Source organism: Prosthecobacter sp., assembly GCF_020439865.1.
Classification (GTDB): domain Bacteria; phylum Verrucomicrobiota; class Verrucomicrobiia; order Verrucomicrobiales; family Verrucomicrobiaceae; genus Prosthecobacter.
Genome location: NZ_JAGRPF010000236.1, coordinates 1 through 22,340, shown reverse-complemented (window position 1 = coordinate 22,340; position 22,340 = coordinate 1). Strand labels below are relative to the sequence as shown.

At 60.4% G+C, this 22,340-nt stretch carries 21 protein-coding genes; 8 read left to right on the top strand and 13 right to left on the bottom strand.

Annotated elements, in window-relative coordinates:
* Positions 1-152 precede the first annotated feature (152 nt).
* Positions 153-731 carry a hypothetical protein gene (locus tag KDL09_RS24910; RefSeq protein WP_294391549.1) on the top strand — a complete coding sequence of 193 codons (579 nt, stop codon included), beginning with the start codon at positions 153-155 and terminating at the stop codon, positions 729-731.
* Between the two features lie 93 nt (positions 732-824).
* Here the strand turns inward: KDL09_RS24910 and KDL09_RS24905 are convergent, their stop codons facing one another.
* From KDL09_RS24905 to KDL09_RS24860, 10 genes are all read right to left on the bottom strand, one after another.
* Complete coding sequence (locus tag KDL09_RS24905) at positions 825-1,088, bottom strand: hypothetical protein (RefSeq protein WP_294391547.1); 264 nt, start codon at positions 1,086-1,088, stop codon at positions 825-827.
* A gap of 132 nt (positions 1,089-1,220) precedes the next feature.
* The gene (locus tag KDL09_RS24900; RefSeq protein ID WP_294391545.1) at positions 1,221-1,454 is read right to left on the bottom strand and encodes a hypothetical protein; all 234 of its coding nucleotides are present in this window, start codon (positions 1,452-1,454) and stop codon (positions 1,221-1,223) included.
* A gap of 689 nt (positions 1,455-2,143) precedes the next feature.
* Positions 2,144-3,322, bottom strand: coding sequence for a radical SAM protein (locus KDL09_RS24895; protein WP_294391543.1), 1,179 nt, complete (start codon positions 3,320-3,322; stop codon positions 2,144-2,146).
* A 71-nt stretch (positions 3,323-3,393) separates the two neighbouring features.
* Positions 3,394-4,851 (bottom strand): ammonium transporter, encoded by a 1,458-nt coding sequence (locus KDL09_RS24890; protein ID WP_294391541.1) that lies wholly within the window; start codon positions 4,849-4,851, stop codon positions 3,394-3,396.
* 16 nt (positions 4,852-4,867) lie between these two features.
* Complete coding sequence (locus KDL09_RS24885; RefSeq protein ID WP_294391539.1) at positions 4,868-5,566, bottom strand: hypothetical protein; 699 nt, start codon at positions 5,564-5,566, stop codon at positions 4,868-4,870.
* 16 nt (positions 5,567-5,582) lie between these two features.
* Positions 5,583-5,873, bottom strand: coding sequence for a hypothetical protein (locus KDL09_RS24880; protein ID WP_294391538.1), 291 nt, complete (start codon positions 5,871-5,873; stop codon positions 5,583-5,585).
* 153 nt (positions 5,874-6,026) lie between these two features.
* Positions 6,027-7,289 (bottom strand): efflux RND transporter periplasmic adaptor subunit, encoded by a 1,263-nt coding sequence (locus KDL09_RS24875; RefSeq protein WP_294391535.1) that lies wholly within the window; start codon positions 7,287-7,289, stop codon positions 6,027-6,029.
* A 72-nt stretch (positions 7,290-7,361) separates the two neighbouring features.
* Positions 7,362-8,441 carry an alanine--glyoxylate aminotransferase family protein gene (locus KDL09_RS24870; RefSeq protein WP_294391533.1) on the bottom strand — a complete coding sequence of 360 codons (1,080 nt, stop codon included), beginning with the start codon at positions 8,439-8,441 and terminating at the stop codon, positions 7,362-7,364.
* Positions 8,442-8,620: 179 nt separating this feature from the next.
* Positions 8,621-9,085, bottom strand: coding sequence for a type II secretion system protein GspG (locus tag KDL09_RS24865; RefSeq protein WP_294391531.1), 465 nt, complete (start codon positions 9,083-9,085; stop codon positions 8,621-8,623).
* Positions 9,086-9,163: 78 nt separating this feature from the next.
* Positions 9,164-10,063: a TIM barrel protein gene (locus KDL09_RS24860; protein WP_294391530.1), complete on the bottom strand. Its 900-nt coding sequence runs from the start codon at positions 10,061-10,063 to the stop codon at positions 9,164-9,166.
* Positions 10,064-10,122: 59 nt separating this feature from the next.
* Here KDL09_RS24860 and KDL09_RS24855 point away from each other — a divergent pair, with 59 nt between their 5' ends.
* From KDL09_RS24855 to KDL09_RS24835, 5 genes are all read left to right on the top strand, one after another.
* Positions 10,123-10,905: an SDR family oxidoreductase gene (locus tag KDL09_RS24855; protein ID WP_294391528.1), complete on the top strand. Its 783-nt coding sequence runs from the start codon at positions 10,123-10,125 to the stop codon at positions 10,903-10,905.
* Positions 10,902-11,801: an ROK family protein gene (locus KDL09_RS24850; RefSeq protein ID WP_294391526.1), complete on the top strand. Its 900-nt coding sequence runs from the start codon at positions 10,902-10,904 to the stop codon at positions 11,799-11,801. The genes KDL09_RS24855 and KDL09_RS24850 overlap by 4 nt, the downstream gene beginning before the upstream one ends.
* A complete protein-coding gene (locus KDL09_RS24845) occupies positions 11,798-12,577 on the top strand; it encodes an SIS domain-containing protein (protein ID WP_294391525.1) in 780 nt (259 codons plus the stop codon). The genes KDL09_RS24850 and KDL09_RS24845 overlap by 4 nt, the downstream gene beginning before the upstream one ends.
* Before the next feature lie 5 nt (positions 12,578-12,582).
* Complete coding sequence (locus tag KDL09_RS24840; RefSeq protein ID WP_294391522.1) at positions 12,583-13,317, top strand: hypothetical protein; 735 nt, start codon at positions 12,583-12,585, stop codon at positions 13,315-13,317.
* A 104-nt stretch (positions 13,318-13,421) separates the two neighbouring features.
* Positions 13,422-14,459: a methionine synthase gene (locus tag KDL09_RS24835; protein WP_294391521.1), complete on the top strand. Its 1,038-nt coding sequence runs from the start codon at positions 13,422-13,424 to the stop codon at positions 14,457-14,459.
* On the opposite strand, the gene KDL09_RS24830 is transcribed toward KDL09_RS24835, so the two are convergent.
* Both KDL09_RS24830 and KDL09_RS24825 read right to left on the bottom strand, forming a co-directional pair.
* Entirely contained in the window at positions 14,460-15,290 is an 831-nt protein-coding gene (locus tag KDL09_RS24830; protein WP_294391519.1) for a protein phosphatase 2C domain-containing protein, read from the bottom strand.
* A complete protein-coding gene (locus KDL09_RS24825; protein WP_294391517.1) occupies positions 15,287-16,408 on the bottom strand; it encodes an aldose epimerase family protein in 1,122 nt (373 codons plus the stop codon). The genes KDL09_RS24830 and KDL09_RS24825 overlap by 4 nt, the downstream gene beginning before the upstream one ends.
* A 218-nt stretch (positions 16,409-16,626) precedes the next feature.
* Here KDL09_RS24825 and KDL09_RS24820 point away from each other — a divergent pair, with 218 nt between their 5' ends.
* Both KDL09_RS24820 and KDL09_RS24815 read left to right on the top strand, forming a co-directional pair.
* Positions 16,627-19,707: a serine/threonine-protein kinase gene (locus KDL09_RS24820; protein WP_294391515.1), complete on the top strand. Its 3,081-nt coding sequence runs from the start codon at positions 16,627-16,629 to the stop codon at positions 19,705-19,707.
* Positions 19,704-20,423 carry a sigma-70 family RNA polymerase sigma factor gene (locus tag KDL09_RS24815; protein WP_294391513.1) on the top strand — a complete coding sequence of 240 codons (720 nt, stop codon included), beginning with the start codon at positions 19,704-19,706 and terminating at the stop codon, positions 20,421-20,423. Before KDL09_RS24820 ends, KDL09_RS24815 begins: the two co-directional genes overlap by 4 nt.
* 132 nt (positions 20,424-20,555) lie before the next feature.
* On the opposite strand, the gene aspS is transcribed toward KDL09_RS24815, so the two are convergent.
* On the bottom strand, positions 20,556-22,340 hold a 1,785-nt coding region (gene aspS, locus KDL09_RS24810; protein WP_294391512.1), incomplete at its 5' end, for an aspartate--tRNA ligase.

Here is a 22,340-nt window from a genome sequence, read left to right as displayed (position 1 = left end):
GCGTGGACTGGTTCACCGCAGCGGCGCAGAAGGGAAAGAAGTAGGCCTGCGTTGGCGACGACATTTCGAGTGAACAGGAACCGTCGCGTCTGCGTCGGAGATTGCGGCCTTGCCACCGGGTGAGGCGTCTTTTACGATTTGAAACTCTCTTCATGAAATCACATCTCCTCGCCTCACTGGCGCTGCCGTTGCTGCTCACCCAATGCGTTGATCCCTATTACTATGGTCCGAACGGGCGCGATCCATATGCGAACAACCCATATCGCCAGGACATGCGTGATCAGGGAACGGAGATGAACCGGCAGGCCTATGAGCGGGGAATTCAGGACGGGCGTTCGGATGCGCAGCAGCGCCAGGCGCAGGACTATCGGCGTTACTCGTCCCGTTTCGATCGGAACACGGAGATGGCCTACCGTGATGGTTACAACCAAGGCTATGCTTTGATGCGCAACAGTCAGGGTGAGCTTGGTGGCGCCTACGGGAACGGTTATGGCGCTCAGCCTACACAGCCCCAGCAGCCTGCGCGTGATCCTGCCTACAACCAAGGCTATGACTATGGTCTGCGAGATCGCACATCGGGACGCGTGGCGGATCCCGCGGCGCATGTGGGCCGGTATGATCCGCGCTATCGCTCAAGCTTTGAGCGCGGGTACTACGATGCCTTCAACGCAGGCTCATCGACGAACACTCCGGCCGGTCCGGGAAGCGGAAGCAACCTGTGGTTCCGCTGAACCGTGACTTTTGGTTTTGGTGCAAAAAACAAAACACCGTCATGACAGACCATGACGGTGTTCTTGTTTTGAAATGACCGTTCTTGAGAACGCTTATTCCGCGGCAGCTTCAGGAGCGGCTTCGGCAGCCACTTCAACGGCAGGAGCAGCAGCTTCGGCGGCGACTTCAGCAGCCTTGGGCTTGGCGGGGGCCTTCTTGGCGGCGGCTTTCTTGGCGGGAGCTTTCTTGGCCTTGGCTTCGGATGATTTGACGGCTCGTGCCTTGCGGGAGACGCCGGCCTTGGCCAGAGCCTTCTTGCGGGCAAGGTAGAGCTTACGGCGGCGGCGTTTGATGACTTTGTTCAGTTGTTGACCCATGATGAATGATCGGTTGTCGTTTGCGGTTTTGAGGGCGCCAAGAGTTCCACTGATCAAGGTCGAATCAAGACCAAATGCAGCGAGTCTCCGGTTTCCCGGAGCGCAGCACGTCGCGAGGTCGTGTTTGGGCGGTCAATTCCCGGGCTTGGGCTCGGGAGCCTCCGGTTTGGACTCCTGCCGCTGTTCCGTTTTGTTGGAGGCCTGCTGGGTCGGCGGGACTTTGAAGAGTTTGCCGGTGTAGGGGCATTTGACCGTCTGTCCGGCGCTCATGCCGGACACATCGACGAGCTGGGTCTTGCCAGCGTAAGGGCTGTTCACCATGTTCATGCGTCCGGGAACCGGTGTTCCGTAGGGCAGGTTCGCCACGGAGGGGTTGGGAGAAGGGGCGTCCACATTGGGAGCGGGTGCCGGAGAGGGACTGGTCGCAGGTGTTTTGCTCGCGACCTGAGGCACCGGTTCCTCGACCGGAATCTTTACGTTGGGAGCGGGGCTAGGCCTGGGACGTGGAGTCGGTCGAGAGGCAATGCTGGGAGAATCCGCGACCGGCGTATTGAAGTAACGATTTGTCGATGAACTGGAGGAGTACAGGGAACGGTATCGAACCCGGTTGGGCATTCCCGAACTCCAATTGGAAAACCAATTGGGCGCCAGCGTGGATCTCCCTCGATAGCTCGAACTTCCGGCAAAGCGCTGGGTGCGGGAGGCGCTTGAGCCAAACGGTGGCGATGAGTGCTGGGATGAGTAGCTGAGGTATGGCAGCAGGCCGTTGGTCTGAATGTACTGCCATGCCTGTCGCGGCGGCATAGAACATTGAACGAGAAGAGCCGATGCCAAAAGCACGGCGAGCAGACGTGGGGCATGGTTGTCGGGGCAACGTGAGGCTTTCATGAGTTCGGGAGGATGAAGGTTGCAACGTTGATGCGAAGAAGGGCTCTCCGCAGGACTTCGCCAAATGCTGACAGGAGAAAGCGACGAGGGCAAGAGAGCAGCCACGCAAAATCCTGCGATCAGGACCTTGTGCGGCGAATTACCATATCAGCTAGGCTCAGTAGGTGTCAGGCGGCCTGAGCCAGTCCGATCTCCTGCTCGTTGAGGTAGCAGGAGGGATCAGGTGCCCAGAGGTCGCCAGTCATTTGCAAAGCGCGCACGCGGAAGCCTCCGCCGCACACATCGAGGAAACTGCACTCGGCACATTTGCCGGTGAGGTGTTCCTTGCGATTGCGCAGCGCGTTGAGCGTGGCGTTGTCGCGGTTGCTCCAGATGTCGCTGAACTTGCGATCTTTGACGTTTCCGAGCGTGAGCTCGTGCCAGAACTGGTCGGGGTGCACATTGCCCTGCGTGTCGATGTTGCTGATGCCGGTGCCGCTGCTGTTCGCGCCGCCGCCGTTCCATTTGAGCAGTTCCATGGCGCGCTCAGCGCGTTCGGGATTCTCGCGTTTCAGACGCATGTAGAGATAGGGCCCGTCCACGGGCTGATCGACGGTGAGCACCTCGCGTGGCTTGCCGCTGGCGGCCCACTTGGCCGTGCGGTCGAGGATCTTGTCGATGGCGCCACGTGTTTCCTCGTGCGGCACTTCCATGAGTTCGGCTCCGCGTCCGCTGTAAACGAGATGGTAGAAGCAGACGCGCTCGATGTCTTCACGCTCGATGAAATCGAGGATCGATTCGATGTCGGCGATGTTGTGACGGGAAAGCGTGAGCCGCAGGCCGACCTTCTGACCCACGGCCTTGCAGTTGCGGAACGCGGCCACCGCCTTGTCGAAGGCGCCCACCTTGCCGCGGAAGTGGTCATGCGTGGCACCCATGCCGTCGAGCGAGATGCCGACGTAGGAGAAGCCGATGTTCTTGATGCGCTGCGCCCACTCGGGGGTGATCAGCGTGCCGTTGGTGGAAAGCGTGAGACGCAGTCCCTTGCCGGTGGCGTATTCGGCCAGTTCGAAGAAGTGCGGGTGGATCGTCGGTTCGCCGCCCGAGAGCAGCAGGGCTGGCACCTTATACGCGGCGAGATCGTCGATGACGTCCTTGCACTGCTCCCAGCTCAGCTCACCGGGGTAAAACTTCGAATCAGAATCCTGGTAGCAATGGACACACTTCAGATTGCAGCGGCGGGTGATGTTCCAGACGACGATCGGGCGGCGTTCCGCGGCGGACGTGGGCGAGCCATGACCGCGGCCATAGCGCAGATGGTCCATGGGCTGGGCGACGTCACAGTAGAGGCGGGTGAGGTTGATCATAACGCCAGATCAACGCACAGGCCGGGCGGCGAAGCCCCGCCGATCTTGCGCAATGCGTGACGTGGCTTGCCTCAGGCCTGCTCCGTCGTCTGGAAGTCGGGATAGGCGTTGGCCGAGTGCTCGGCGAAGTCCAGTCCGTCGATCTGCTCATGTTCGGTCGCGCGCAGTCCGATGACGAGGTCCACAACCTTGAAAATGGCAAAGCAGATGACGAAGGAGGTGAAGGTGATCGAGAAGGTTCCGAGAGCCTGAACGCCGAGCTTGTGGGCGTCGAATCCGTCCATGTTGAACAAGGCGACGCTGATTGTCCCCCACCAGCCGTTGGCCAGATGAACGGGCACTGCGCCGACGGCGTCATCGATTTGCATCCGTTCCAGCGCAATGGTGGCGACGGTGGTGATGATCCCGGCGATCAAACCAACGATGAAGGCCGAAGCAGGGGAGATGTTGGCGCAGCAGGCCGTGATGCCGACGAGACCGCCGAGCGAGCCGTTGAGTGTAATCCCCACATCCGGCCGGCCTTGCACGAACCACATGGAAACCATCGCCGAAAGCGCGGCGGCTGCGGGGGCGATGGTGGTGTTCACCGCGATGCGTCCGATGGTGCCATCGCCGATCAGGGTGGACCCGGCGTTGAAGCCGAACCAGCCGAACCACAGGATGAACACGCCGAGCGCAGCCAACGGGATATTGTGACCGGCGATCAATCGCGGTGTGCCGTCCTTGGCAAAGCGGCCGTGTCTCGCGCCGACGACCAAAATGCCTGCGAGTGCGCAGGCGCCGCCGCAGCCGTGCACCACGGTCGAGCCCGCGAAATCCACAAAGCCCATCGCTTCGAGCCAGCCTTTGTCACCGCCCACGCCGAAGCCGCCGCCGAAACTGCCCCACGCCCAGTGACCGCCGAGCGGATACACGATTGCCGCCAGCAGCGCGGCGTAGATGAGATAGCCGACGAACTTCGTGCGCTCGGCCATGGCTCCGGAAACGATCGTGCATGCGGTGCCGGCGAAGACGGCCTGGAAGAACCAAAATGCCCAGAGGGTCGAATCCCCACCGTGGTTGGAAAGCCAGAAGCTGTTGGTGCCGATCCATCCGCTGGCGCTCGCGCCAAACATGAGGCCGAAGCCCAGGAACATGAAGACGATCACGCTGATCGAGAAATCGAGGAAGTTCTTCATGATGATATTGATGCTGTTCTTCGCACGCGAGAACCCGAGCTCGACCATCGCGAACCCGGCCTGCATCAGAAATACCAGCGAGCCGGCGACGATCATCCAGACGGTGTTTACATTGACCTGAACAGTTTCGATTTCGGCCTTCCCTGCGACCTCGGGCGCAGGTGCGGCAACTTGGGTCTCCGGCGCCGCATCCTTTTTCACCACCTTGGCGACTTCCTCCAGCGTGCCCTGATTGCGGTCGAGCTTTTGAATGATCGTGTCGAGTTTTGCCTCGATCTTGCCGTCAGTCTGGCCGGCGGCGGGCAGGGCGAGAGCAAAGCAGGTAAGCAGAAGGGCACGGAGGGATTTCATGGATGAACGGGCATGATTAGCTTTTCAAATGTTCCATCGCGGCATCGAGTTCGACGAGAAGCTGGCGGCGCTTGGAGATGTTCGGCACGTGTTCGATGACGCTGATCGCGAGCTTGCGCACGTCGGTGGCTGTCAGGCGGTAGGGGTCGCTGATCTTTGCCTCCTCGATCGTGCGCTCGATGAGGTTAGATGCCTGGGCGCGTCCCATGACTTTTCCCAGCACTCCTTCCACGCACTTCCTGACTGCTCCCCATTGATTCACGGTGGCTTCGGCCTTTTCTGTGATCTGTGAGAGCGCGCGCGGACTGGTGACCACGAGTTCCTCAATGCCATCCGGTCGCTGTGACACCGGCTGCGGTGCCGTGGACGCGGCATGAAGCAGGGCCGCGTGATCATTGAGCATCACCGAGGCGGCACTGGCGGCGAGGTCGGCGTCAGCACGCGAGGTGAGGAAAAACAGCATCACCGCTTCGTCTTTGAGCACGAGTAGCAGCACACCGCCGTCAAACTCCAGATAGATCTGGTGGATCTTCCGGCGCACCTGACGGTAGCCGTCGAGCATCTGGCTGATGATCTCCCGCAGATTGTCCGCGCGCATGTCGGAGAACGGCATCTGCCGGTGGATCATGTTTTGTCCTTTGAAAAGCATCACGCCTGCGACGCCTTCGAGGCGCTGGAGCGATGCGGCGGAGGTGATTACTGGGCTTAAACTCATAGGGCTCGTAATGAGATCAGCGCGCCAGTGACTCGCGAACATGCTTGATGGAGCGGCGGCTGCCGCTGACCACGCCATGCCAGTTTCCCCGCTGCTGGCCGGCGCTGATCGAGGTCTGTCCTTCGCGATCCTCGACGATCGCCATCTCGAGACCGGTCATGCCCAGTGTCTCGGCCAGCTTTTCGGCGAAGTACCCGACATACTTAACCTCACCGGCAAAACGCTGGGAGGATTCTGCATCCCCTCCCGAAATGGTTTCACGTCCCTGGGTGACCTCCATCTTGATGAGACCGGGGTCAGGTTCCATGCGGACGATGTTGCTGGGTTGTGTCCCCGTGGCGGTACGGGGTGTGGAAATCGGAATGATTCGAGTGGGCTCCATCCAGCTTTTTCACAAAGCACCACGCGTGCCAGAATCAGTTCCGCCTTGTGACAGCTTGGTGTTTCTACCTTTGCAGAATCAGGGCAGCGGCTTCGCCGCAGGCGTCAGCATGGCGGACTTCTTTTCAGGAGTCGCGTCTCCGGCCACTTTCTGATCGGGGGAACGTCCGTCGATCACCGGTGTCACGCGTGCGCCGTCAGCCGGGAAGGGGATGGGAGTGAGGCAGAGCACGTCGCCCTCCTTGAGTCCCTTGGCCGTGCTGGCACTGATGACAAGATGCTTGTCCGTGCCGACGATGGGTTCTACGAACATGCGCTTGAGCGTGTTTTGCTTGGTGATGAGAATGATCTCATTGCCGGCGCGTGCCACGGAGCGCGGAATGACGAAAACATCGTCGAGCGCCTCGCCTTCGATTTCAGCCTCGACAAACTGACCGATCTTCAGCGGCGGCGCGCCATCGGCACGTTTGGAAAACGGATCATCGATCTGGGCGACGGCGGTCGTCTGACGTGTCTCCTGATCTAGCGCGCTTTCCACGCGCACCAGCCGGCCTTCCCACGTCACTTTTTTGCCAGCGGTGGTCGTTTGCAGTTTCACTTTGGCAGGCGGGACGGTTGTGGCGCCGTCACGGTAGCGTTCCGGTAGATTTACGAACCGGCTCTCGCGCTCAGGCAGCGGCAGACGGACTTCGACGAAGTCGGTCGCAAAGATGCGGCCCAAGACGGTGCCCTGGCTCACATACTGGCCCACATCGACCGCCTGCTCCAAGACCTGCCCGGCGTAGGGCGCGCGGATGATGGTGCGCTGTGCATCGCGTTCGGCTTTGACCACACGCGCTTCCGCCGCCGCCAGATCCGCCTTGGCACGAGCCACCTGCGGGGACCGCGAGACCAGTTCTCCGGGGGAGCCCTTGCGACCAAGTGCCTTCCAGTTTTCCAGCGCCTGCTCGGACTTCGCCTGCTCTTCCACCAGTGTGACCTTGGCGAGAGCCACCGCGGCCCTGGCCACTGTCACGGCGGTCTCGTAGTCCACGGGGTCGAGTTTGACCAGCACCTCGTCCTTTTCAAAAAAGCCGCCGGGGCGGAAGGACGGGCTCACTTCCACAATCATCCCCGCCACTTCGGGAAGCAGGGTGCTGCGCGTGCGCGGCTGCACCGCTCCCTGAGACGCAACCCGCACGGGATACGTCTGCTTTTTCAAGGTCATGCCCTCGACCGTGATGAGCACGGGGCGTGTCTCCATCGCCTTCAGCTCCGGCTTGTTCGCGATCAGCCACCAGCCATACCAGCCGCAGGCGGCGAGGATGGCGATGGGGAGCAGAAGGCGGATGATTCGGGACATGACCGGAAGGTAGAACGCTCGAACTGGCGTAAGGATGCAACGCCGGCGTGAATTATCCGCCCAAGGGCAGGATCACAGTTTGGCCAGCGAGTCGTCCAGCGCGGCGATCACCGTGCCGATCGTCTCCTCGGTTTCATCGCCCATGTTCGAGATGCGGAAGGTCTTGCCCTTCAGCTTCCCGTAACCACCGTCGATGATCATGCTGTGATTCTTCTTCAGCAGGCCAATCAAGCCGGCCACATCGATGCCCTTGTTGTTCGCCACGCAGGTCAGCGACTTGGAACGGTAACCTTCCGGCGCGAAGAATTCAAAGCCGTGCTTGTTCACCCAGTCGTGCACCATGCCATTCAGCTTTGAGTGGCGCGCGTAGCGGTTGTCCAGACCTTCGGCAAACATCTTCTGCAACTGATGGCGCAGGCCGTAGATCGTGCTGATGCACGGCGTGCTCGGCGTCATGCTCTTCTCGCCATTCGACTTGAACTCGAGGAAGTCGAAGTAGTAGCCGCGGTCATTGATCGTCGCCGCACGGGCCATGGCGGCCTCGCTGGCGGTGAAAAGCGCCAGCCCCGGAGGCAGCGCGAAGGCCTTCTGGCTTCCCGTGAGCAGCACATCGAGACCAAGTTCGTCGAAATTCACCGGCACCGTCGTGAAACCGGACACGCTGTCGGTGATGAACATTACATCCGGGTATTTCTTCTTCAGTGCCGCGATCTCCGCGATGGGGCTGAGCACGCCGGTGGAGGTTTCGTTGTGGATGAACGTCACCGCGTCGAACTCACCCGTGGCGAGCCGCTTGTCGATCTCATCGGCCATGATCGGCTGGCCCCACTCGACCTGGTAAGCCTCGGCTTCCTTGCCGCAGCGCTTGGAAACGTCCAGCCACTTGTCGGAGAAAGCGCCGTTGCAGCAGTTGAGCACCTTTTTCTTCACCAGATTGCGGATCGAGCCCTCCATCACGCCCCAGGCCGAGGACGTGCTCAGAAACACCTGCTGCTTCGTGCCGAACAGCGTCTGCAGCATCGGCTGAATCTCGGCATACAGATCCTGGAATCCCTTGCCGCGATGCCCGATCATCGGCTGCGCCATCGCAGCGTAGGTGTCAGGGGAAACTTCGACGGGACCGGGAATGTAAAGTTTGACGTGGGTGCTCATGCTTTGGGGGTGGGGGACCGCGAGTGTAGAAGGCCAGACCTTCTGCGCAAGCCCGAGAAACCGCCGTTTCCACCCGAGGCTTGCCCGTAGTGCGAGTCGTGACCTATGTTAAACGGAGTGAAGGTCCCACAAAAGCTTTCAATACGCTCTTCCGCGGTTGGTGGCGTCGTCCAGTCCGCCTATTTAAGCGATGAAGGTTTGGGCTGCTGGTCGGACGGGGCGATGGTCTCCGGGGCAATGACATCATCAGTGCCCGCATAACCTCCCTCATCCTTTCCATTCGGTCCCGACGAGTAGAAGACCGGTGGTCGTTCCCGGCTTCCAGGCAGCATGCAGTAGTCTCGTCCCCAAGGATCCTTTGGTTCTTCTTCGCCCTGCCAAAGGTCGAGAAGCAGTGGGCCGCCGCCACGGATCGGCGTCTTCAACAATATTAGAGTCTCTGTCGCAGACTTAGATTCATCGGGATATCTATTCCACTCGATTAAGTGACTTGAAATTGCCTGCTTGATCATGGCAAGCTCGTGCTGAGCTTGTTGCAATCTTTGCTGTTTTGCAGCTGACGATTTATGCACATAGAAGACCAGTCCGCCTGTGACGACGCATATCGCCAACAGGACCATAGATCTGGAATGAGTTTTTGGCATTCTCACGGCGGGATTACTGCCAAGGACAAGCTCACCGTTTGCAGAGGAAGTTCTCTTTGAAACAAGGCGAATAGGTCATCACTCCCACCCGAGCCACCCCTTCAGCGTCTTGAAATCTCGCGCATGTGCTTCGCGGAATTCCTTCAACACCGCCGGGTCTTTCGGATCGCCTTTGAGATACTCCAGATGGAGCGAGATCGGGCCGCTGTAGCCGGTTTTCATGAGCATCTGACCGTATTTCGGGTCCACCTGGCCTTCGCCGAGGGGGACGGTCTCGAGTTTGCGGCCTTCCCAGGTGAAGTCCTTGAAGTAGGCCGCGCCGATGTGGTCTTTGACGAGGTTGAACTCCAGCGGCCAGGATTTGCCGCCCTCGCAGGTGGCGTGCAGGATGTCGAAGGCGAAGCTGAACTGGTCCGCCGGATACTCGCGCATGATCGAGAAGATGTCCCACACCGGCGCGCCGAAGTAGTCCTGCCCGCTGTGATTCTGAAACATCGGCTGGATGCCGATCTCCGCGCACAGGGCCACGAGGTCCTTGATCTTCGGCCGAATGGCCTGGAGCTGCTCCCAGATCGGCTGCTTGAGGTCGTATTTGAAGTAGTTCATGCGGAAGCGCTTCACGCCGAGCTTCGCCGCCGTGCGCAGCACCTCCTCCGTGCGCTGCTCCGCGCTGACTTCGTTGATACCGGAGGTCATGATCGTCATTTCGAGGCCCTGCTTCTTCAGCGCCTCGACGAACTTCGGCAGTTCATCCACCACCTGTTCCGGCGCAATGTGGCCGGCACTCGGACGAATCGGCGCCTCGATGCCGTCCACGCCCATCTCGGCGGCCAGTCCGGCGATGTCGTCATAGCTCAGGCCGATCAGGTGCTTGGTGAAAAAGCAGATCTTGTTTTTCACTTTTGGCGTTTCCGCCATCAACGGAGCGGTAAAAGCCAAAGCGGAGAGGTTGCGGACGAAGGCGCGGCGGGTGTTCATGGTGCTTCGATCAACGTTCCTTATTCGACATTCTTCAATCGCCATTCGACATTCCGCGCATGTCCTCTCTCTCCGGCCAAAACATCGTCATCATGGGCGGCACCACCGGCCTCGGCCTCTCGGCGGCGAAAAAACTCGTCGCTGTAGGAGTGAACGTTGTCGTCACCAGTCGAACGCAGGCGAATGTCGATGCCGCTTTGGCCGAACTCGGCCCCAATGCCCGCGGGTTCGCTGCGGATGCCTCCACGCCCGAGGCCGCCGAGCGTGCCGTGGCGATGTTTGACCGACTCGACGCGCTTTACCACGTCGCCGGAGGCAGCGGACGTGCGAAGGGCGATGGTCCGCTGCACGAACTCACCGACGAAGGGCTAGACTACACGCTCGACCTCAATTTGAAGTCCGTCGTGCTCTCGAACCGCGCCGCGATCCGCCAGTTCCTCAAACAAGGCACCGGCGGCGTCATCCTGAACATGGCCAGCGTGCTCGGCTATTCGCCTTCGCCTAAATTCTTCGCCTCGCACGCCTACGCCGCCGCGAAAGCCGGCATCATCGGCTTCAGCAAATCCATCGCCAGCTACTACGCACCGCAAAACATCCGCGTGAACGTCATCGCGCCCGCGCTCGTTGAGACGCCCATGTCGAAACGCGCCGCGACGAACGACGAGATCATGAGCTTCATCGCAACCAAGCAACCGCTCGACGGTGGTCGCATCGGCATACCCGAGGACTGCGATGGCGCTGCTTTGTTGCTGCTCTCCCCCGACTCGAGATTCATCACCGGCCAGGTCCTCGCCGTCGACGGCGGTTGGACGGTGAGCGAAGGCCAAATTGAACCATCATGAGCCTCGCCATCGGCATCGACCTCGGCGGCACGAACATCAAAGCCGCGCTCGTGGACACGCAGTCCGCCAAAACGCTCGCCACGCTCTCGAAGCCGACGCGTGATGGCGAGTTAGAAAACGATGTGCCGCGCTTTGCCGTGACGGTACGCGAGATCGTCCACGAATTCGAATCACAGGCCGGTGAAAAGCTCCGAGTCGGCCTTTCAGCGCCCGGTTTGGCGAATCCAAACGGCCAATGCATCGACTGGATGCCCGGACGTATGCACGGCCTCGAAAAGTTCGTGTGGTCCGACTTCCTCGAACGCGACTGCCGCGTGCTCAACGACGCGCACGCCGCGCTTTTGGGTGAAGTCTGGGCCGGAGCCGCGAAACAAACACAGGATGCCTTCATGCTCACCCTTGGCACCGGTGTTGGTGGCGCGATCTGGAGCGGCGGCAGGCTGATGAAGGGAAAAATCGGCCGCGCTGGTCATCTCGGCCACATCAGCATCGATTCGAATGCTCCGCGCGATGATTTCAACACGCCCGGCAGCCTTGAAGACGCCATCGGCAATCAAACCATCGCCCAGCGCGGCGAGGGCCGCTACGCCACCACGCTTGCATTGCTCGATGCCGTCTCCGCAGGCGATGAGCACGCAAAGAAGGTTTGGCTCACCTCCGTCCGTCATCTCGCCGCCGGCATCGGTTCGCTCATCAACGTCCTCGACCCTGAAGTCGTCATCATCGGCGGCGGCATCTCGACCGGTGCCAAGGAGCTTCTTTTCAAGCCGCTCCAACAAGCCCTCGATGGCTTCGAATGGCGCCCCGGCGGCAACCAAGCACGCCTCGTTCCCGCCGAACTCGGTGACAGCGCCGGCTGTCTCGGTTCTGTCTTCAATCTTCTCCAACACCCATGACTCCCGCCCTCCAATACCTCGAAGCATCCGAACGACTTCTGAATCGCGTCCGCGATCAGCTTCCGCTCATTCAGCAGACGGCCGACCTGTTTGCGAAGACCATTCTCGCCGGACAGATGGTGCATGTCTTTGGCTCGGGGCACAGCCGCATCCTCGTCGAGGAGATGTGGCCGCGGTACGGTTCGTTTCCGGGGTTCAATCCCATCGTCGAACTCTCGCTGACCTTCCACAACCTCGTCGTCGGCGCGAACGGCCAGCGTCAGGCCATGTTCCTCGAAAACGTCAGCGGCCTGGCCAAACGCATCCTGCGCAACTTCGATCTCATGCCCGGCGACAGCGCCCTCGTCATCTCCAGCAGCGGCTGCAACGTCGTCCCCGTCGAGATGGCTGAGGAATTTCAGAAACGCGGTGTCAAAGTCGCCGCCATCATCAGCACCACGCACAGCGAATCCAGCACCAGCCGCCATCGCGACGGCAAGAAGCTCCAAGACTTCGCCGACATCGTCCTCGACACCGGCGCACCCGTTGGTGACGCGATGGTGAAACTCGACGGCCTCGAAACACCTGTCGCACCCGGCAGCACCGTCGGAGGCTGTTTGCTCGTGAACACGATCAAAGCCGAAGTCGCCGATCGTCTGACAAAAGCCGGCCAGCCACTTAAGGTGCTCACCGCTGGAGCCGTTGTCGGAGCGGAGAAAGCGACAGAGCTGTTCGAAGCTGCGTATGACGAGCATGCACGACGCATCGCGAAATATTACGCAAAGTTGGGAGCTTGAAGCCAATGAAGCTAAGCTACTATTGCCTGAGTGACTCAGAGGCGTCTTTGGATTCATTCTTACAACCCCAACCGCTGCTGGATGGCCTCCCGTGGACCTCTGAGGAATTGATTGTTGGCGATTCTCGTCTTTTTCCCGTGGGGACCACTTTGGAAGACAGGCTTCTAAAGCGCGGTTGGATGACCGCCTATGATGGAAGCATCCGAGGTATTGAGGAACTTAGGGGCGTCGAGGATGTCAGTCTCTTGTTTGAATTGGCGCACAACAGCGACGGTCACCTCTACTTCTACTCACCGAAATCCAGAAGCATTTATCGCTGGGAACGTGACCCTGATTCGATTGTTGAGTGCCATATCGGTCACGAGCGGTTTGTTGATTGGCTGGTCGAGCAATATCCAGAGCAGCCAGTTGGCAGACCTTGGAGCACTTTTGAATCGATCAGCCAGCTCAATGTCGCCCGATTTTCCTATGAGCACAGCACGCGATTCCCAATTGCCGAGATCGAGGAGATGGCATCGCCACTCTGGCAACAACCCGAGATTTATCGATCCAAGGATTCATACTCTGCCATTGAACCCACGCTTCCGTTGGTGATCGAAGTGTTTCATGATCACCGAGGTTTTCGCACCATGTTGAACCTCAAGGTCAACATGAGTGTGACGAACGACAAACTGATGGTCGTCATGATCGAGTCGTTCCAAGAGGCCCTCTTGAACGTAGGATTCATTTCGCTTCGCTGAGAGTTGGACGGCTCGCCGCATCATTTTACCATTCCGGCCTGGGAGTTGTTGTTTGCGGCTCGCTCGTGGCATCGCTGCCCGGCTTGGCGTTTTATGCACGCACCATGAAATCCCAACCGCTTCGCACTTCCGTCATCGGCAGCTATCCGTTTCCGGGCTGGCTCGAATTCTCCGCGCAGCATCTCGATGCGTTTGGGAGCGCGGACGTTGCCGAAATGCAGGACGACGCTGCTCAGGTGGCCATTCAGGATCAAATCGCCGCCGGGTTGGATGTCATCACGGATGGAGAGCAGACGCGTTTTGATTTCAATTTGAGCTTCTACGGCTTCATCGAAGGCATCGCGCTCGAACCGGCCAGTCCACGACGCTTTGGACCTCCGGCGCACGATCAGCGTGGCAAACACGAGATCGTTGGCGAGTTGAAAGCACCACGCGGACTCGGTGCGGTCGAGGAATTCGAGCGGTTGAAACGACTTGCAGGGAGCTCGGGCAAACGGCTCAAAATTTCGGTGCCCGGTCCTTACACGCTCAGCGGTCGCCTTTTGCCGAATGCACGCTATGCCGACCGCTACGCGATTACGGAGGCGTTGCTGCCCATCGTGAACAAGGAGATCGCCGATCTCGTCGCTGCAGGCGCGGAAGAAATCTGCGTCGATGAGCCGAGCATGAGCTGCTACGGCTACCGCGAGGACACGAAGCGCTTCGTGGACATCTTCAACCGCACCGTGTCGTCCGGCTATGGCAAGGCGCGCATCTGTACGCACCTCTGCTTCGGCAATTTTAAAGGCCATCCCGTTGGTTGGCGCAAATACGCGCCCCTGTTTCCAGCCTTCCTCGATCTGCACTGCGACGAGGTCCATGTCGAGATGGCGAACCGCGAATACGCCGAGCTCGAAGTGATCGAGCCAATGGCGGAGCGTTACGATGTGGCCGTAGGAGTCATCGACGTGAAGAGCTATCACATCGAAACGCCGGAACAGATCGCCGATGCGGTGCGTGCGTGCTTGAAACATGCACCGGCCGACAAACTCGTCTTTGCGCCCGACTGCGGCCTCTCACAAACCGCCCGCTGGGCCGCGAAGAAGAAAATCGCCAGCATGTGCGCCGGCGTGGAGATCGTGAAACGCGAACTGGGCCTGTGATCAGGAGATTTTCACCACGCCGACCGTTGTGTTGTCCTGACGGTCGTTGTTGATGCGACGGATGGCGAAGATGATGGCGTCGGCGATCTTGTCCGCGGTCGTGTGCTTGCCGAAGCTGAGCAGTTCTTCGAGCGCCTTGTGCGTGAGTGTGAAGATGCCGTCGCTCGCAGCGATGATGATGTCGCCTTTCTTCAGCGGGTACGGTTCGGGAGGGGTGTCGATCATCTGCAGCGGCATGCCCAGCAGGGCCGCCTGCAGCGTGTGACGGTCAGGATGATTTTCGGCCTCCTCACGCGTGATCTCGCCGCGTTCAGCGCGGGCGTCGATCAGCGGGGAAAGGCTGTGGTCGGCGTTCAGGCGGTGCAGGACACCTTCACGGAAGATGAACAGCGGCGAATCGCCTACGCTGATCCACTCCATCGTTTTCGATGTGATGAGCACGCCCACCATCGTCGTGCCCATGGGAGGGGCCACGCTCGGCATGCGGCTGGTGATGATGCCGAGCGTTTCATTGGCGGTCTCAATTGCGTGCTTGAGCTTCCACGAGTGCGGGCCGTCCTGCTCATGGTAGGCGCGGACGAAGGCGTTCACCCCGATGTAACTGGCCACGCTGCCGCCGGCATGGGCGCCGAGTCCGTCACCAACGACGAGCAGCAGGCTTTCGAGGCTGCGTTCCTCGGGTTCCGCGGCGTCGGCGAAGGCATAATAGTCCTCCTGATTGTCGCGACGGCCACGATACTGCCGGGCGGCAAAATCCTGCTCCTGCACAAAGGCGGGCGGCTCTGTTTCAAACAGGGGAACTCGATCGGTCAGTACGTTGGTGGCGCTCACTCGGCGGAAAACTGGTAGATGGTGGTGCTTTGGAAAGTTTCGCCCGGGCGCAGGATGACGCTGGGGAAGTTCGGATGATTCGGGCTGTCGGGATAGTGCTGCGTTTCGAGGCAGAGACCGTTGCGCTTCGCGTAGATGTGGCCGCTTTTGCCCTTCACGCCGTTGAGATGGTTGCCGGTGTAAAGCTGCACGCCCGGTTCGGTGGTGCGCACCGTCATGACTCGTCCACTCGTCGGATCTTTCACGATGGCGGCCAGCTTCATGCCACTGCCGGAGAGGACGTAGTTGTGATCGTAGCCGATGCCCTGGATGAGCGGTTTGAAGTCGGCGCTGATGCGCTCGCCGATCGTATGCGGCGTGGTGAAATCGAGCGGCGTGCCTTTGATGCTGACGATTTCGCCGGTAGTGATGAGGTCGTCGTCGGTCGCCGTGATTTGATCCGTCGGGATCGTCAGTTCATGACCGAGGATGTCACCGCTGCCTTCACCGGCGAGGTTGAAATAACAGTGATTGGTGAGGTTGAGAACGGTCGGCTTGTCTGTCGTGGCCTTGTAGTCGATCTGCAGACCGTTGTCCTTCGTGAGCGTGTAAATCACGATGCATTTCAGCGTGCCGGGAAAGCCTTCTTCGCCGTCGGCGCTCGTGTAACTGAGTTCGACCCCGACACTGTCGCTATCACGGAGTTCTTTGGCCGCCCACACCTTCTTGTCGAAGCCGAGCTTGCCGCCGTGGATGTGATGCTTGCCAGAGTTCGCGGTCACCTGGTATTCGGCGCCGTCGATCTTGAATTTCGCGTTGCCGATGCGGTTCGCGTAACGGCCGGTGATGCAGCCAAAGAAGGGGTTCTTGGCCAGATAACCTTCCAGCGAATCAAAACCCAGCGCCACATCGGCGAATTTGCCATTTTTGTCCGGCACCCTCAGCTCCGTGATGAAACCGCCCCAGTTCGTAATCTTTGCCTCCATGCCGTTCGCGTTGCGCAGCGTGAAGAGCTTCACCTCCTCGCCTGCATCCGTTTTTCCCCACACGATGGACTCGAGAGCGGCGCTGGCGGCATGCGACGAACTGGTGATCGACATGAGGAGCAGAAGTGTGGCTGGAAGCGCGGAAAGGCGCATGACGGTAGAGGGGAGGCGGACGGGAACTTTGGCGGCGGAGCCGCCTCTTCGCAAGAAGGGAATCCCTCCTGCTGAACGAAGTTTCCTCCCGCTTTCGACATTTATTCTGTAACCTTGGCCGCCGCATTCCCCACGGAGCCGGTACCATGGAAAATACGCCTTCATCCCCCGACCCGCTCCACGGCCTGGACCCGGAATCCCTTATGGCCGCGGCCGCCATGCCCACGGACGGCGGAGCCGACACTCTGCCGCTTGCCGCCCGTGACCTCCCCTCGCTGGAGGAAATCGCCGCTGCATTTCCGGATCTCGAAGTTCTCGATCTGATCGGCCAAGGTGGCATGAGCGCCGTTTTCAAAGCACGGCAGCCGAAGCTGGATCGCACCATCGCGCTCAAAGTGCTGCCAAAGTCGCTTGCGGCCACGCCGGGCTTTGCGGAGCGTTTCACACGTGAGGGCCGTGTGCTCGCGCGGCTCAGCCATCCGAACATCGTCGCGGTGCACGACTTCGGCGAGAGCGGCGGCTTCTGCTACCTCATCATGGAATACGTCGATGGCGTGAACCTGCGCCAGGCCATGCGCGCGGGTCGTTTCACGCCGGAGCAGGCACTGAACATCATCCCCGCCATCTGCGATGCGTTGCAGTTTGCCCACACGCAGGGCGTGCTGCATCGGGATATCAAACCGGAGAACATCCTGCTCGATTCGAAGGGCCGCGTGAAGATTGCTGACTTCGGCATCGCGAAGATCCTCGATGAAAAAGGCGATGCGATGCTGCTCACGCAAAGCGGCGCCAAACTCGGCACCGCGCCCTACATGGCGCCGGAGCAGATCGAGCAGCCGTCTAGCGTCGATCATCGCGCGGACATCTACAGTCTGGGCGTCGTGTTTTACGAGATGCTCACTGGAGAACTGCCGCTCGGACGTTTCGCCGCGCCTTCCGAGTTCGCTGCTGTAGGCGGCAACGTGGATGAAGTGGTTTTCCGTGCGCTCGAAAAAGAGCGTGGCCGCCGCCAGCAGAGCGCGGGGGAGTTCAAGACGCAGATTGAAGGGCTTGGTTCGGGTGTCAGGTTGCCGATCCATCGGAAACGCCTGGAATCCCTGGAGTACAAGTCCAAACGCTTGCTGTGGGGCATGCCGCTGCTGCACATCGCGTTGGGCCGTGATCCTGCGACGGGTAAACGGCGACATGCGCGTGGCTTCTTCGCCTTCGGCGACTTGGCCACTGGCGTTTTTGCCTTTGGCGGCATCGCACGCGGCCTGTTTGCCTGCGGCGGCATCGCCGTGGGCGGCATCGCCTTTGGTGGAATGGGGCTCGGCGTGATCTCCCTGGGTGGGCTCGCAGTCGCGTTGATTCTGGCCCTCGGTGGCGTGGCCCTTGGTCCGCTGGCGATGGGTGGTGTGGCCATGGGCTGGTATTCGGTTGGTGGCGTCGCCGTTGGCATGAGCGCCCACGGTGGCGTGGCCGTGGGGCCACAGGGCATGGGGGGAGTGGTCGCCGCCAACCAGGTGATCACGCAACTCGCCGAAATGCCACCCGTCATCCAGCGCATGGTGGCTGCGGGCCCCTGGCTCAGCGCCCTCTCGTTGCTATGGTTGCCGCTTAGTTGGATGATGATGTTGGTGCCGTGGTGGGCGCGTCGCCAGATCGAACCAAACAGCGGTCGTCGTAGCGACGGCATCCCCCAATCTTCCGTGCGCGTGTTCTGGACAATTCCAGCGCTGACCGCAGGCGCTTTGCTACTTTGGTGGCTGATCTGGCGCTGGGCGACGATTGGAACTGGCGCTGCGCAGACGTTCATCATTCCCACGTTCGTGTCGTGCATCGGACTCCTGTTCTTCGGCTTGGCTGTGCCTTTGTGGCTGCGACTGGTGCCGATGAACTTGTTCTATGGTGTTCGCCTGCCGTCCACCTTCCAATCCGATCAGCGCTGGTACGATGTGAACGCGCACTTCGGCAAACAGTTCTTCTGGTGGTCGCTGCTGATCATCGGTGCAGGCATGGCCGGCTTTTATCAACTGCCGCGTCATTTGGATGCCTATCCGTGGGCCGCCATCACGCTGACGCTGGTCGCTGTCGTTGCGTCGGTGATCTCGACGTTGTGGTGGATGCGCCAGCATCCTGCGGATGCTCCGGCACGAAAAAAGAGCTGGCCGGCATCGACGATCGGCAGCGTGGCGGTCGCGGTGGTCATTGCCATGTTCATCAAATCGTTCATCGCCGGGGCGTATCGCGTGCCTGTTGGCAACGAACCCGGTGTCGCAAAAAACAGCCACTGGTTTGCGTCGCATCTCGACACCGGCTTCGCTGCAGGCGATCTCATTCTATTCGATCACGACAGCGGTCATTGCTGGATCGCCCGAGTGATCGAACGTGAGGCCAAGGGACTGCGCCTGAAGCGCGGGGGCAGTCCTGATGCGTTCTTCATGCCATGGGACAAGATCGTGGGGAAGATGCTGTTTTCGCACTTCTCGCCGGACGATCTGCCGTCAGTCCCACAAGCCGGGGCGCGCGCCGTTCACAAGCCGGTCGTTGAAGGCACCTCCAAGGCACTTGATCAAAAGCCCGCGCTTCGCTTCTCGCGGCTCAAGGTCAACGTCGATCCATGGCGCTGGCCGGTGTATCTACCAGACGGAACGAAGGTCGAAAACGCGGTGAGCCAGCCATTGATCACTAGAAGCAGCGAATCAAACTGTTCCAATGACAAGCCGGACACCTGCTGGTGGCAGTTGTGGTTCGAGCACCCGGACTTCGATGCGAAAAGCCACCTGCGAGTCACTCTCACCGATGTCTCTGGCAAGCTCTTGGGATTCCCGGAGCGAGACACCTCTTTTGCATGCGGCTGGGACTCGGAACACCCGAATCCTCCCCTTCTCTGCATCACCCTCAGTCCCGGACGAAAAGAGACGCTACCCAAGGCGGTGAAGCTCACGCTCACTTACAGCATTGGGCCCTGGCAACAAGGCAAGGACGTCGCGGCGGACTTCCACGGCGGCATGTCACTGCAAAACGGCGGTTACCTCGCTGGAATTGGCGAGGACAAGGAGCAACGTGCGTTTCTATCGTGGGCCAGATCACTGAACGAATGGCAACCGGACGTCGTCGCGCGACTCGCCAACGGAACAATGCTCGATCACTCCGGGCGTCTGGAAACGGGCAGCGAAAGTCAGCGTGTCGAGCAGTTTTACTTTCCCGTCCGACTGAAGGACATCAATGCGTTTCAAACACGCACCCGGAGCATTCAGACCATCGTTTTCGACCACGTCGTTGTTCCGCCTCTGCCAGCCGATCCGAACGAATGACTTCTTCCTTCCACGACACTCGCTGGACGCTCGTCTCTCGCTCGCTTGGTGGTGACAGTGTGGCGCGTGCGGCGTTGAGTGAGTTGTGTGAGGCCTACTATGTGCCGGTCGTTGCGTTTCTGCGTCGAGATGGTCGTGAGGAGGACGTTGCGCGGGAACTGGCGCACGACTTTTTTGCGAAGCTGCTCGCTGGAGGTGCGATTGACGGCGCGGATCCGATGCGCGGACGTTTTCGCAGTTATTTGCTCGCGGCGTTGAAGCGATTTGCAGCCGACCAGCGGGAACGGGCGCATGCGGCGAAGCGAGGCGGTGGTCAGATTCACGCGGTGATTGAACAGGGAGATTCCAAGACCGGAGCGGGACTGCAAATTGCGGACGAGAACGTTGAAGCTCCGGATGCAGCCTTTGATCGACAGTGGGCGCTGACGGTGCTCGCGCGGGCGCTTGCCACGTTGGAGACGGAGATGCGCGAGAGTGGCAAAGGAGCGCATTTCGACACGCTGAAGCCCTGGTTGACGGCTGACGGTGACATGACGCCTCAACGCGAGGCGGCGATGATGCTCGGACTCAGCGAGGAAGCCATCAAGGTTGCCATTCACCGCCTGCGGAAACGTTTTCGCGATGCCGTGAAAGCCGAGATTGCTCAAACGGTGAGCCAGGCGGGAAGCGTGTGCGAGGAACTGGATGCGCTGATGAGCGCGTTGCGTGGCTCGTGAGGAGCGCACGCGTCTCGCGTGCTGCATTCAGCGTCCCGCTGAATGCCGTTCGAGCGCATGCTTTTCCGCACTCGTTTGCGAATGAACCAATCGTGGATCAGGAAACGGCACGCGGAACGCGTGCGCTCCAATTTACGTGGTCGGAGCGGCGGCAGCCTCGGGCTTCTTCTCCTTCCAGGTGCTCTGGATGTAAATCTCGCGGAGCGTCTTGAAGTCGATGTTTGTCGGGCTGTCGGTCATCAGGTCGCTGCCCTTGTTGTTCTTCGGGAAGGCGATGACTTCGCGAATGCTTTCCTCGCCGCTGACGAGCATGGCGATGCGGTCGAGACCGAGCGCGAGACCACCGTGCGGCGGAGCACCGAAGCGGAAGGCGTCGAGGAGATGGCCGAACTTGTGGGCCTGTTCTTCCTCGTTCACACCGAGAACGCTGAACATCTTCGCCTGCAGGTCCTTTTCGTGAATTCGGACGGAACCGCCGCCGAGTTCGTAGCCGTTGAGGACGACGTCGTAGGCTTCGGCGCGCACCTTGCCGTACTCGCCGGCGTCCATGAGCGGGATGTCTTCCGTTTTCGGGCGCGTGAAGGGATGATGCACGGCGACCCAGCTTTGCGACTCGGCGTCGAAGGCGAGCAGAGGGAAGTCGACGACCCAGAGGAAGTTGAACGCGGTGCTGTCCTTCGTGAGTTCGCACATGTTGGCGATCTCGACGCGCACGCGGCCGAGGATGTCGCAGGCTTCCTGCCAGGTGCCGGCGTAGAAGAACACGATGTCGTTTTCTTCGACACCGAGCTTGGCGATGAGCGCCTTTTGTTCGTCTTCGCTGAAGAACTTCCAAAGCGGGCTCTTGTATTCGAGAACACCGTTCGCATCGCGCTCCACCTTGATGAAGGCAAGCTGCTTTACCTTCATCCCGGCCTGCGTGGCGATCTCGTTGAGACGGATCATCTGGCCGGTGGTAATGCCGGCGAAACCTTTGGCGTTGATGGCGCGGACGACACCACCGTTTTCGATGGTGCTGCGGAAGATTTTGAAGCCGCTGTTCGCGAACACATCGGCCATGTCCACGATCTCGTTGCCATAGCGCGTGTCCGGCTTGTCGGAGCCGTAGCGGTCCATCGCTTCCTGATACGTCATGCGTGGGAAGGGCGAGGGGATGTCGCGTCCGGTGCCGGCCTTGAACATGCTGACGAGAAGGCCTTCGACGAGATTGATGATGTCGTTGCGCTCGATGAAGCTCGCCTCGATGTCGATCTGCGTGAACTCAGGCTGGCGGTCGGCGCGAAGGTCTTCATCGCGGAAGCAGCGGGCGATCTGGAAGTAGCGCTCCAAACCGGCGACCATCATGAGCTGCTTGTACTGCTGCGGCGCCTGCGGCAGCGCGTAGAATTTGCCGGGGTTCAGACGCGCAGGCACGAGGAAGTCGCGCGCGCCTTCCGGCGTCGGATTGCTGAGGATCGGCGTTTCGACTTCGACGAAGCCGGCGGCATCGAGGTAGTTGCGGGCGGAGTTCGTGATCTTGTGGCGCGTGCGGATGTTCCGGTTCATGCGCTCGCGGCGCAGGTCGAGGTAGCGGTACTTCATCCGCATGTCCTCGTTCGAGAGCTCGCGGTCGAGCTGGAAGGGCAGCACGTCGGCCTTGTTGAGGATCTTAAATTCCGTGGCGACGATCTCGACATCGCCGGTGCCAAGCTTTGCGTTTTCCGTGCCGGCGAGACGCGCGGCGACCTTGCCGGTGACTTGCAGCACATCCTCGTCGCGGAGATGATGGCTCTGCGCGGCGACTTCCGCGTTTTCTTCCGGACGAAACACGACCTGGGTCAGTCCCTCGCGGTCGCGCAGGTCGATGAAGATGACACCCCCGTGGTCGCGGGCCGAATTCACCCAGCCACAGAGCGTGACGGTCTGGCCGATGTGCTC

What these genes read in the sequence shown, in the direction of transcription:
- KDL09_RS24865 (WP_294391531.1), bottom strand. Translation starts at nt 9,085, where the DNA reads ATGCCAAAAACTCATTCCAGATCTATGGTCCTGTTGGCGATATGCGTC.
- KDL09_RS24875 (WP_294391535.1), bottom strand. Translation starts at nt 7,289, where the DNA reads ATGTCCCGAATCATCCGCCTTCTGCTCCCCATCGCCATCCTCGCCGCC.
- KDL09_RS24845 (WP_294391525.1), top strand. Translation starts at nt 11,798, where the DNA reads ATGACTCCCGCCCTCCAATACCTCGAAGCATCCGAACGACTTCTGAAT.
- KDL09_RS24905 (WP_294391547.1), bottom strand. Translation starts at nt 1,088, where the DNA reads ATGGGTCAACAACTGAACAAAGTCATCAAACGCCGCCGCCGTAAGCTC.
- KDL09_RS24825 (WP_294391517.1), bottom strand. Translation starts at nt 16,408, where the DNA reads ATGCGCCTTTCCGCGCTTCCAGCCACACTTCTGCTCCTCATGTCGATC.
- KDL09_RS24910 (WP_294391549.1), top strand. Translation starts at nt 153, where the DNA reads ATGAAATCACATCTCCTCGCCTCACTGGCGCTGCCGTTGCTGCTCACC.
- KDL09_RS24885 (WP_294391539.1), bottom strand. Translation starts at nt 5,566, where the DNA reads ATGAGTTTAAGCCCAGTAATCACCTCCGCCGCATCGCTCCAGCGCCTC.
- KDL09_RS24835 (WP_294391521.1), top strand. Translation starts at nt 13,422, where the DNA reads ATGAAATCCCAACCGCTTCGCACTTCCGTCATCGGCAGCTATCCGTTT.
- KDL09_RS24890 (WP_294391541.1), bottom strand. Translation starts at nt 4,851, where the DNA reads ATGAAATCCCTCCGTGCCCTTCTGCTTACCTGCTTTGCTCTCGCCCTG.
- KDL09_RS24860 (WP_294391530.1), bottom strand. Translation starts at nt 10,063, where the DNA reads ATGAACACCCGCCGCGCCTTCGTCCGCAACCTCTCCGCTTTGGCTTTT.
- KDL09_RS24895 (WP_294391543.1), bottom strand. Translation starts at nt 3,322, where the DNA reads ATGATCAACCTCACCCGCCTCTACTGTGACGTCGCCCAGCCCATGGAC.
- KDL09_RS24840 (WP_294391522.1), top strand. Translation starts at nt 12,583, where the DNA reads ATGAAGCTAAGCTACTATTGCCTGAGTGACTCAGAGGCGTCTTTGGAT.
- KDL09_RS24815 (WP_294391513.1), top strand. Translation starts at nt 19,704, where the DNA reads ATGACTTCTTCCTTCCACGACACTCGCTGGACGCTCGTCTCTCGCTCG.
- KDL09_RS24870 (WP_294391533.1), bottom strand. Translation starts at nt 8,441, where the DNA reads ATGAGCACCCACGTCAAACTTTACATTCCCGGTCCCGTCGAAGTTTCC.
- KDL09_RS24820 (WP_294391515.1), top strand. Translation starts at nt 16,627, where the DNA reads ATGCCCACGGACGGCGGAGCCGACACTCTGCCGCTTGCCGCCCGTGAC.
- KDL09_RS24850 (WP_294391526.1), top strand. Translation starts at nt 10,902, where the DNA reads ATGAGCCTCGCCATCGGCATCGACCTCGGCGGCACGAACATCAAAGCC.
- KDL09_RS24880 (WP_294391538.1), bottom strand. Translation starts at nt 5,873, where the DNA reads ATGGAACCTGACCCCGGTCTCATCAAGATGGAGGTCACCCAGGGACGT.
- KDL09_RS24855 (WP_294391528.1), top strand. Translation starts at nt 10,123, where the DNA reads ATGTCCTCTCTCTCCGGCCAAAACATCGTCATCATGGGCGGCACCACC.